Below are 8836 nucleotides of genomic sequence, written 5' to 3'. Positions count from 1 at the left end.
CTGCAGATGATGGCGGCGACCGTCGGCGCCTTCGCTGCTCTGGCGGCGACACTTGCGCTCGGCAGCCGCGCCGCCTACGCGCCGGAGCGGCTGCTGCTCGCCGGCGTCGCGCTGACCGCTCTGTTCGATGCGCTGATCCTGGTGCTGACCGCAACCGGCGACCCGCGCGCCATGCTGCTGCTCAATTGGCTGACCGGCTCGACCTACGGCGTCGATGCGGACTCGGCGCTGCTCACTGCGGCCGCCGCGCTTTGCCTGTTCCTCGTGGCTCCCCTCTTCATCCGCTGGCTGGACATGCTGCCGCTCGGCGCCGCCGCGGTGATGGCGCTTGGCCTCGACGTGCGAAAAGTCCGGTTCGCCGTCCTGCTGATGGTCGCCGCGCTCACCGCCGCCTCGACCCTGATCGTCGGTCCGCTGACCTTCATCGGCCTGATGGCGCCGCATCTCGCCCGCCGCCTCGGCCTTTCGCGCGCGCTGCCGCAGGCGGTGGGCGCCGTGCTCCTCGGCGCGCTGATCATGGTCGCCGCCGACTGGATCGGCCGCACCGCGATCTTGCCGCGCCAGATTCCGGCCGGTCTCGTCGCCACGCTGATCAGCGGCCCGGTGCTGATGGGGCTGCTTCGCCGCCGCTGATCTTGCCCCAGTGGAGATAGAAATGTCCGCCCTGCCGACGGCGTCCCCCGCCCCGATCGCCGACACCACTGTTCACGATTTTGTTCCAAGAGGCAGCGCTGCTGGAGCGAAGCTGCGCCAAAATTGGCCCGTGCACCAAGAGTGGTTGTCTTTGGCGCGCGCCGAATGGCAGGCATTTCATCGCGCCCAATCCAGACGCATATAAGCTGGTACCCCCCGACACTTTGGCTCGCGCTCTTGGCCTGCTGGAAAAGGTGTCGGCGCTTCCCGGTCGCGGCGCGGATGAGGCTGCGGCGGAGTAAAGCCCGATACATCCGGTGGAACGGGACAGGGCCGGCGCGCTAAAAGCCCTTGCCTCGCAGCCAATTCCACCCACGGCCTTTACGGGTTTCGAGGTCGGTCCAATAATAGGCCGCAGCCAGAATAGCCGGAACAACAAGCCCGACAATCACGACTGCCAAAACAAACCAACTCATGGCCTAGGCTCCTGCCGCTCGCGGTAGAGCATCCAGAGCGGCAGGGTTATGATGGCGAAAGTGATCACGGCCAACTCAACCCAGTAAGTAAATGGGTCAAGAGCTCGCTCTACGGGGTGATCCTTGAGAGGAATCCTGCCCGTCCAAAAGGATTGGGCAACCAACCAGACTAGAGCAAGCTCCGTAGCGACCATAACGGCTCGCATCATATACTTATTGGGTTTCATGGGCTTTTCACATAACAGCGCACCCCGGATTCAGGCAACGGGTCTGTCAAATATACAATCGCCATTGGGAAGACCGCGCCATCGATCCTTTTTCTGGAGGCCTTCGAAACAGCCAGACCCGAGGGGCTGGAGGCGCAAGTGATCCTGTCGGCCGGCGAATACGAGACGGAAAAGCTGGCGCCGTTCCAGGTCGGCGCCGAGGATGAGCAGAAGCGCCTGGAGCACAAGCAGGTGACGCGCACCGACGAATTCGCCCGCCTGATGGCCGAGCGGCTGGACGCCATCTCCCGCATCAGCGCCAGCTTCGAGCTGCCGGCGAGAACCACATGTCGATCCTGCCGGTGACGGTCAACCGCGCCGTGCAGGCAGCGTTTGCGGTGAGGTAGGCCGGTCTTTGCCGTATACCTGTCGGGCAGAAAGATCGACGTGTTGCGACGTCACTTCGCCGGAGGCGCGCTCAATCGCCGGTAGGGCACGCCGTCGAACACCGCCGTCACGAAGTCGGTGACGGACATCTTGCGCTTGCGCCCGTCGCTGCAGGCATAGACCGGCCAGCCATCGTCGCTGCATTCGCTGGCCAGGCAGATCTGGGCAAGGCAGTTCCCGGCGGTCAGCCGGAAGCCGCCCTTGCCGGCGAAGCCCTGCAGCAGGCTGCCGTCCGCCGAGCGCCATGTCCGTTGGCTGAATTCGGTCCGCAACAGCCGCGGCTCAAGAGGAACCGCGAGGCCGGTTTGGCCGGGACGTGTTCCGAGTTGCAGGCGGAAGCGCGCCATTGCGGTCGTGTAGGCAGTGACGGTGTCCGATTCCCGCGCATAGGCTGTCGCGAGACTGGCGTGGTCAAGCAGATGAGACGCGCGCTCGCCTGCCTCTAACGGCGTCATCAAGGCAACGATGGCAACAAGGGCGAAGCAAGCTCGCGGCATCAGACATTCCAGCAGCCATATCGATCCGGCGTGCCGGTTTGCCCCCCGGTTCGCCTGCGGCAGCATCCCGCCAATCGGCGTCTGGCGCAAGGCGCCCGGTAGTGGTATTGTGAGGAAAAAATGGTGCCCAGAGGCGGATTCGAACCACCGACACGCGGATTTTCAGTCCGCTGCTCTACCAACTGAGCTATCTGGGCCTCGCCGGCAAACGAGATTTCGCAGGCCGGATTTCTTGAAGACGCCGCCGGCGCCCCTAGAAAGCGCGTGGGTTATAGCACGGGAATTCAGCCTGTCCAGCGCCTAAGCACGGATTTCAGCCGGGAAAAGAAAACCACCGAAAGACGGCGGCAAAACAGCTGATATCGTGCGCTTACGGCTCGTCCTTGGGCGCCGGGTTTTGCTCCGGCCCTTCGCCTTCTTCCTCTGCGTTGCGCCCGGGGATGACGTAGGCGCCCTTCAGCCAGCGATTGAGGTCGATGTCCTTGCAGCGCGCCGAGCAGAACGGATAGTGCTCGCGCACCGATGCCTTGCCGCATTCGGGGCAGGGGCGCCGGGGGCGCAGCGGCGTGACCTTGTCGTCCAGGCTCATGGGCGCGCGGTGAGCCAGCTCGCATGCACCTTGAAGCCCTCGCCGGCAAGCAGGGCCGTCGTCTCGTAGAGCGGCAGGCCGACGACGTTGGTGTAGGAGCCGACCAGCTTGACGACGAAGGAGCCGGCGAGGCCTTGCACGGCATAGCCGCCGGCCTTGCCGCGCCATTCGCCGGAGGCGACATAGGCGTCGATCTCCTCGCGCGGCAGCCGCTTGAAGCGCACCCGGGTCTCGACCAGCTTCTGGCGCAGTTTGCCGCCCGGCGTGATCAGGCAGATGCCGGAATAGACCCGGTGCGAACGGCCGGAGAGCAGGCCGAGGCAGTTGGCGGCGTCGTCGATCGTCTCGGCCTTGGGCAGGATGCGGCGGCCGACCGCCACCACCGTGTCGGCGGCGAGAACGAAGCCCGGCGCATAGTCGTCCTCGCTCTTCAGCGAGGCGAACGCCTTCTCGGCCTTGTCCTTGGAAAGCCGCTTGGCCAGCGAGCGCGGATGCTCGGCGCGCAGCGGCGTCTCGTCGACATCGGCCGGCAGCACGCGGTCCGGCTCGATGCCGGCCTGCTGCAGCAGCTCGATGCGGCGCGGCGAACCCGAGGCAAGCACGAGCTTCTGCAGGATGCTCATCTGGGGTCGCGCCGGGCTGTTACTTGAAACGGTAGGTGATGCGGCCCTTGGTCAGGTCGTAGGGCGTCATCTCGACCAGGACCTTGTCGCCGGTCAGCACGCGGATACGGTTCTTGCGCATGCGGCCGGCCGTGTGGGCGATGATCTCGTGTTCGTTTTCGAGCTTCACCCGGAACATCGCGTTGGGCAGCAGTTCCGTGACCACACCCGGAAACTCGAGGACTTCTTCCTTCGGCATTCGATACCTTTGCTTGGATTTCGGTTCCGGCGCCTAGAGCATGATGCCGAAAAGTGTCAAGCGGTTTTCGGACGACATCATGCTCTACTTCTTTGATCCGGAGTCGGATGATTTCCGGCCGAACCGACCGGAAATCATCCGACTCCGGCCGGAATTTCGGCGGAACCTATATGATAATCGTCCGCTTGTGAACACGCTTAATCCAAGGCGCTTTTTGCCTCGGATGCGGGAAAACGTCTGGCGATGCGCGCCTTCAGGCGCTCGCGCACATCGCGATAGGCGGCCATGATGTGCTCGCGCGTGCCGCCGGCATCCGTCGGGTCCGGCATCGGCCAGTATTCGACCTCGACGGCGAGCGAGCGGGTGAGCTCGAGCGCCGCGTGGTGCGCCTCCGGCGCCAGCGTGACGATCAGGTCGAAATAGTCGTCCTCCAGCTCGTCCATGGTCCTCGGCTGGCGCTCACCGAGCGACAGCGTGTCCTCGGTCAACACCGCGTCGACGAACGGGTCGCGTTCGCCCGCGCGCACGCCGGCCGAGGCGACGAAGATGGCCGAGGGCAGCATGCGCCGCGCCAGCGCCTCGGCCATCGGCGAACGCACGGCGTTCATGCCGCACAGAAAGAGGACCGAATGCGGCAGCGAGGCCAGGGCCTAGCCTCGCCAGTGCAGCACGCAGACCAGCGTGAACAGCCGGCGCGCCGTGTCGAAATCGATGTCGATCTTGCCGGCAAGCCGGTCCATCAGAGTTTGCGAACCCTCATTGTGCAGGCCGCGCCGGCCCATGTCGATCGCCTCGATATGGCTCGGCGTCGACGAGCGGATGGCGTCGTAATAGCTTTCGCAGATCAGGTAATAGTCCTTGACGATGCGCCGCAGCGGCGTCAGCGACAGGATGTGCGTGACGACGGCCGCGCCATCCTCGCGCGCCACGGCGAAGACCAGCCGGGAATCGACCAGCGACAGCTTCAGCCTGTACGGTCCGGCTCCGTCGTCATTGACCGGCTGGAAACTGTTTTCCTCGATCAGGTCGAAGATCGCCACCGCCCGCTCGTGCTCGACATCGGGCGTCGAACGGCCGATCGATTCGTCGAGCTCGACATCGATCAGCCTGGCGCGGGTTTGGTCGTAGTCGGACATCGCTACATGTTCAACCTGATCGCGACGGAACGGCCATGCGCATCAAGCCCTTCCGCCCTGGCGAGCGCGATCGCCGCCGGCGCCAGCGTGCGCAGCTGCTCCGGCCCGAGCTTGAGGATCGAGGTGCGCTTGACGAAATCGAGCACCGAAAGCCCCGATGAGAAGCGCGCCGAGCGCGCGGTCGGCAGCACGTGGTTTGAGCCGCCGACATAGTCGCCGATGACCTCGGGCGTGTGGCGGCCAAGGAAGACGGCGCCGGCATTGCGCATCCTGGCAAGGAAGGCCTCGGCGTCGTCGATGGCAAGTTCCACATGTTCGGCGGCGATGCGGTCGACCAGCGGCAGCGAGGCTTCGATCGTCGGCACCAGGATGACGGCGCCGAAATCGCGCCAGCTTGCAGCGGCGGTCTCGGCGCGTGGCAGGTTCTGCAACTGGCGCTGGACGGCTTCCTCCACCGCCTTGCCGAAGGCGGGGTCGTCGGTGATCAGAATCGATTGCGCCGACACGTCATGCTCGGCCTGGGCCAAAAGGTCGGCGGCGATCCACTCGGGGTCGTTGCTGCCGTCGGCCACCACCAGCACTTCCGACGGTCCGGCGATCATGTCGATGCCGACCGTGCCGAACACCTGGCGCTTGGCCGCCGCGACATAGGCGTTGCCGGGCCCGACGATCTTGGCGACCGGCCTTATCGTGTCCGTGCCATAGGCAAGGGCGGCGATCGCCTGCGCGCCGCCGACGCGGTAGACCTCGGAGACGCCGGCGATATCGGCCGCCACCAGCACCAGCGGGTTGATGACGCCGCCCGGCGCCGGCACCACGATGACGATGCGCTCGACGCCGGCAACCTTGGCCGGCACCGCGTTCATCAGCACCGAGCTCGGATAGCTTGCGGTACCGCCCGGCACGTAGAGCCCGACAGCCTCGATCGCCGTCCAGCGCGAGCCGAGCTCGACGCCGGCGGCGTCCGTGTAGCGGTCGTCCTTCGGCTTCTGCCGCTCGTGATGCGAGCGGATGCGGTCGCGGGCGAAGCGCAGCGCCTCGACCGTTTGCGGATCGGCCTCGGCATAGGCCTTGGCGATGTCATCCTTGGAGACGGCGACGCCAAGCTTGGCGAGGTCGGCCTTGTCGAACTTCAGCGTATAGTCGATGAGGGCCTTGTCGCCCTCGGCGCGCACGCACTGGACGATCTCGCGCACCGCGGCGTCGACATCGGCCGACACCTCCCGCTTGGTCGTCAGGAAGGCGGCGAAACGCTGCTCGAAATCGGCGTCGGAATGGCTGAGTGTGATGGCCATCTGCTGCGCTCAAGCCCTGTGCACGGGACGCGAGGAGGCTTCCCAGGTGCCGCCTATGTCGGCAAGCCGCGCCTCGATGCACTCGACATCGAGCATGATCGTGCCGCCGCCGGAGAAGATAAGCTCGACGATGCCGGCGGGCTTGCTGATTTCGACAAAGCTGATCGCCAAAAGTGACAGCACCTCGGCCGGCTTGTCGCGGGCGATACCGCTGGTCTTGGCGCCTAGCACGCGGTCGAAATGCAGCACCGCCTGCCGCCGCTCATTGTGCTGGCGGAACAGGCTGGATTTCGCCTCCCAGACGAAACGGTTCATGGTCAGCACGAAGCGCTTGGCCGCCGGCAGGAATTCGAGGTCCGAGACCTTCATCACGGCGTCCTGGACATGGGCCGAGACGATGCCCAGGTCCTGGTCGTCGAGCGCGATGAGCTTGAGAGCCATGCGGAATTTGTACCTAACGTTGGTTTCAAGCTTCGTGTTAGGCGGTCTTTCCATTCCGCGCAACCGCACAGGGTTTCTGTCAAGGCAACCGGCTCAGGTTTGCCAGCGGACTTCTCCCCCGTTTACGGGCAGAAGGTGCCGGCAGGCGGATGAGGGGCGGCGCCGACTTTTAACAATTGGCCATTCCAAAACGAGTTGAAGGCCTCTTTGTCTGCAACGGGTGCCTTGCGGCCGTCAGCCCGAAATCCGCTCTATCACCGCGCCGCAGCCGGAAAGCTTCTCCTCCAGCCGCTCGAAGCCGCGGTCGAGGTGATAGACGCGGTTGACCGTGGTCTCGCCTTCGGCGGCAAGGCCAGCGATGACCAGCGAGACCGAGGCGCGCAGATCGGTCGCCATCACCGGCGCGCCCTTCAGCTTGGCGACGCCGTCGACGATGGCCGTCTGGCCGGAAAGCGTGATGTGGGCGCCGAGCCGGGCGAGCTCCTGCACATGCATGAAACGGTTCTCGAAGATGGTCTCGGTGATGCGCGACTTGCCCTTGGCCATGGTCATCAGGCCCATGAACTGCGCCTGCAAATCGGTCGGGAAGGCCGGGAAGGGCGCCGTCGTCACGTCGACCGGCGCAATGCCGGCGCCGTTGCGCCGGACGCGGATGCCGGAATTGGTCGGCGTGATCTCGGCGCCGGTCTCGGAAATGACATCGAGCGCGGTCTGCAGCAATTCTGGTCGGGCGCCTTCGAGCACGACGTCGCCGCCGGTCATCGCCACCGCCATCGCATAGGTGCCGGTCTCGATGCGGTCGGGAATGACGCGCACGCGGGCCCCCGACAGCGCCTCGACGCCATCGATGGTGATGGTTGGCGTGCCGGCGCCGGAAATCCTGGCGCCCATGGCGTTGAGGCATTCGGCGAGGTTGACGATCTCGGGTTCGCAAGCGGCGTTTTCCAGCACCGTCTCGCCCTTGGCCAGCGAAGCAGCCATCATCAGCACATGAGTGGCGCCGACCGACACTTTCGGGAACACATAGCGGTTGCCGACGAGACGGCCGTTTTTGGTCTTGGCGATGACATAGCCGGTGTCGACGTCGAGATCGGCGCCGAGCGCCTGCAGGCCTTCCAGGAACAGGTCGACCGGGCGCGTGCCGATGGCGCAGCCGCCCGGCAGCGACACCTTTGCCTCGCCCATGCGGGCCAGCAGCGGCCCGATCACCCAGAAGGAGGCGCGCATCTTCGACACCAGTTCATACGGCGCCGTGGTGTCGACGATGTTGCGGGCGGAGAAATTGATGGTGCGCGAATAGCCTTCCTGCTGCTTCTCACGACGGCCGTTGACCGAATAGTCGACGCCGTGATTGCCGAGGATGCGGATCAATTGCTCGACATCGGCCAGATGCGGCACGTTCTCCAGCGTCAGCGTGTCGTCGGTGAGCAGCGAGGCGATCATCAGCGGCAATGCCGCGTTTTTCGCGCCGGAGATCGGAATGCTTCCGGCGAGCTTGTTGCCGCCGACAATTCTGATGCGATCCATGAGAGAATGTCCCCTCGGCCGGAACGGCCGGTTCAATCGTTTGAGTATCGGCCCGTCTAGACCATTGGCCGGCTTGGTTCAAGGATTCTGGGTCCCCTGCGCCGAGTGTGGCGGAGCAGTGTGGCCGGGTTTGGGCTAGTCCTTGTGCATTTTTCCAGCAGTCGGCAATCCTTCCGGCCGCTGATCGGGCTCATTGGCGCGCCGCTTGTCGGCGTCGCCCGAGCGGCGCGAGCGCGACTGCGCCTTGCGCTTCCCGAGATTGGCGCGCAAGGCTTCGGCGAGCCGGTCCTTGCGGTCGCCTGCGCCTTTTTTCGGTGGATTTGCCTTGTCATTCATCGTCCCATCCCCGGCCGGCTGACTAGCCAACCTTGCTGAGGCATAGCCAACATTGTGGCGCGGCCATGTCGAGGAAGGCGGCTTCCACAGCCGCGGCATTGCCAATGCATGTCGCCCAAAAAGTGCGCAGTGGTTTCGGGACAACGACATGCAACACTCAGGGTCATGCCGCCCAAAACCGCGTGGCGGTTTTGCGACGATGAAGCGCGACACTTTAGGTTTTTCTTGGCCTTGCGCTCGCCGGTTCGTTATGGCAGAAGCCCCGCCATCGGCTGCGGTAGCTCAGTGGTAGAGCACTCCCTTGGTAAGGGAGTAACCAAACTGGCACCATGCCAAAATCACCTGCAAAATCATTGTGTTACCGGATCGGTCGTTTTCGACTGGTGTAAGGT

At 64.8% G+C, this 8836-nt stretch carries 13 protein-coding genes and 1 tRNA gene; 2 read left to right on the top strand and 12 right to left on the bottom strand.

Annotation, left to right across the window (positions count from 1 at the left end):
• Positions 1-633, top strand: a 633-nt coding sequence (locus EN781_RS17430) for an iron chelate uptake ABC transporter family permease subunit (protein WP_145965535.1), incomplete at its 5' end; no start/stop codon positions are given.
• Positions 634-974: 341 nt separating this feature from the next.
• On the opposite strand, the gene EN781_RS35830 is transcribed toward EN781_RS17430, so the two are convergent.
• Positions 975-1109 (bottom strand): hypothetical protein, encoded by a 135-nt coding sequence (locus EN781_RS35830; protein WP_281033070.1) that lies wholly within the window; start codon positions 1107-1109, stop codon positions 975-977.
• A 365-nt stretch (positions 1110-1474) separates the two neighbouring features.
• On the opposite strand from EN781_RS35830, the gene EN781_RS35330 reads away from it, so the two are divergent.
• Complete coding sequence (locus tag EN781_RS35330; protein WP_245455651.1) at positions 1475-1681, top strand: hypothetical protein; 207 nt, start codon at positions 1475-1477, stop codon at positions 1679-1681.
• Positions 1682-1773: 92 nt separating this feature from the next.
• Here the strand turns inward: EN781_RS35330 and EN781_RS17420 are convergent, their stop codons facing one another.
• The 11 genes from EN781_RS17420 to EN781_RS17365 all read right to left on the bottom strand — a co-directional run bounded on the left by EN781_RS17420 (position 1774) and on the right by EN781_RS17365 (position 8444).
• Positions 1774-2349 (bottom strand): hypothetical protein, encoded by a 576-nt coding sequence (locus EN781_RS17420; protein ID WP_245492605.1) that lies wholly within the window; start codon positions 2347-2349, stop codon positions 1774-1776.
• Between the two features lie 31 nt (positions 2350-2380).
• A tRNA-Phe gene (locus EN781_RS17415) sits at positions 2381-2456 on the bottom strand.
• A 173-nt stretch (positions 2457-2629) separates the two neighbouring features.
• Complete coding sequence (gene yacG, locus EN781_RS17410) at positions 2630-2848, bottom strand: DNA gyrase inhibitor YacG (protein WP_126056549.1); 219 nt, start codon at positions 2846-2848, stop codon at positions 2630-2632.
• The gene (locus tag EN781_RS17405) at positions 2845-3471 is read right to left on the bottom strand and encodes a Maf-like protein (protein ID WP_126056548.1); all 627 of its coding nucleotides are present in this window, start codon (positions 3469-3471) and stop codon (positions 2845-2847) included. Before EN781_RS17405 ends, yacG begins: the two co-directional genes overlap by 4 nt.
• A 19-nt stretch (positions 3472-3490) precedes the next feature.
• Positions 3491-3709 carry a translation initiation factor IF-1 gene (infA, locus tag EN781_RS17400; RefSeq protein WP_006200926.1) on the bottom strand — a complete coding sequence of 73 codons (219 nt, stop codon included), beginning with the start codon at positions 3707-3709 and terminating at the stop codon, positions 3491-3493.
• A gap of 197 nt (positions 3710-3906) precedes the next feature.
• Positions 3907-4317: a low molecular weight phosphatase family protein gene (locus EN781_RS17390; protein WP_126056546.1), complete on the bottom strand. Its 411-nt coding sequence runs from the start codon at positions 4315-4317 to the stop codon at positions 3907-3909.
• Positions 4318-4359: 42 nt separating this feature from the next.
• Entirely contained in the window at positions 4360-4845 is a 486-nt protein-coding gene (locus EN781_RS17385) for a UPF0262 family protein (protein WP_126056545.1), read from the bottom strand.
• Positions 4846-4847: 2 nt separating this feature from the next.
• A complete protein-coding gene (gene hisD / locus EN781_RS17380) occupies positions 4848-6140 on the bottom strand; it encodes a histidinol dehydrogenase (protein ID WP_126056544.1) in 1293 nt (430 codons plus the stop codon).
• Between the two features lie 9 nt (positions 6141-6149).
• The gene (locus EN781_RS17375; protein WP_126056543.1) at positions 6150-6581 is read right to left on the bottom strand and encodes a DUF2948 family protein; all 432 of its coding nucleotides are present in this window, start codon (positions 6579-6581) and stop codon (positions 6150-6152) included.
• A 234-nt stretch (positions 6582-6815) separates the two neighbouring features.
• Positions 6816-8108: a UDP-N-acetylglucosamine 1-carboxyvinyltransferase gene (gene murA / locus EN781_RS17370; RefSeq protein ID WP_126056542.1), complete on the bottom strand. Its 1293-nt coding sequence runs from the start codon at positions 8106-8108 to the stop codon at positions 6816-6818.
• A 135-nt stretch (positions 8109-8243) separates the two neighbouring features.
• Positions 8244-8444, bottom strand: coding sequence for a hypothetical protein (locus tag EN781_RS17365; protein WP_126056541.1), 201 nt, complete (start codon positions 8442-8444; stop codon positions 8244-8246).
• Positions 8445-8836 lie beyond the last annotated feature (392 nt).

This window comes from Mesorhizobium sp. M4A.F.Ca.ET.090.04.2.1, assembly GCF_003999085.1.
In the GTDB taxonomy this organism is placed as follows: domain Bacteria; phylum Pseudomonadota; class Alphaproteobacteria; order Rhizobiales; family Rhizobiaceae; genus Mesorhizobium.
Note: the sequence above shows the minus strand (reverse complement) of the source record. Positions and strands in the feature narration are given on the sequence as shown.

Excerpts from the sequence above, each read along its gene's own strand:
- EN781_RS35830 (WP_281033070.1), bottom strand. The coding sequence starts at position 1,109 with ATGAGTTGGTTTGTTTTGGCAGTCGTGATTGTCGGGCTTGTTGTTCCG.
- yacG (WP_126056549.1), bottom strand. The coding sequence starts at position 2,848 with ATGAGCCTGGACGACAAGGTCACGCCGCTGCGCCCCCGGCGCCCCTGC.
- EN781_RS17405 (WP_126056548.1), bottom strand. The coding sequence starts at position 3,471 with ATGAGCATCCTGCAGAAGCTCGTGCTTGCCTCGGGTTCGCCGCGCCGC.
- infA (WP_006200926.1), bottom strand. The coding sequence starts at position 3,709 with ATGCCGAAGGAAGAAGTCCTCGAGTTTCCGGGTGTGGTCACGGAACTG.
- EN781_RS17390 (WP_126056546.1), bottom strand. The coding sequence starts at position 4,317 with ATGAACGCCGTGCGTTCGCCGATGGCCGAGGCGCTGGCGCGGCGCATG.
- EN781_RS17385 (WP_126056545.1), bottom strand. The coding sequence starts at position 4,845 with ATGTCCGACTACGACCAAACCCGCGCCAGGCTGATCGATGTCGAGCTC.
- hisD (WP_126056544.1), bottom strand. The coding sequence starts at position 6,140 with ATGGCCATCACACTCAGCCATTCCGACGCCGATTTCGAGCAGCGTTTC.
- EN781_RS17375 (WP_126056543.1), bottom strand. The coding sequence starts at position 6,581 with ATGGCTCTCAAGCTCATCGCGCTCGACGACCAGGACCTGGGCATCGTC.
- murA (WP_126056542.1), bottom strand. The coding sequence starts at position 8,108 with ATGGATCGCATCAGAATTGTCGGCGGCAACAAGCTCGCCGGAAGCATT.
- EN781_RS17365 (WP_126056541.1), bottom strand. The coding sequence starts at position 8,444 with ATGAATGACAAGGCAAATCCACCGAAAAAAGGCGCAGGCGACCGCAAG.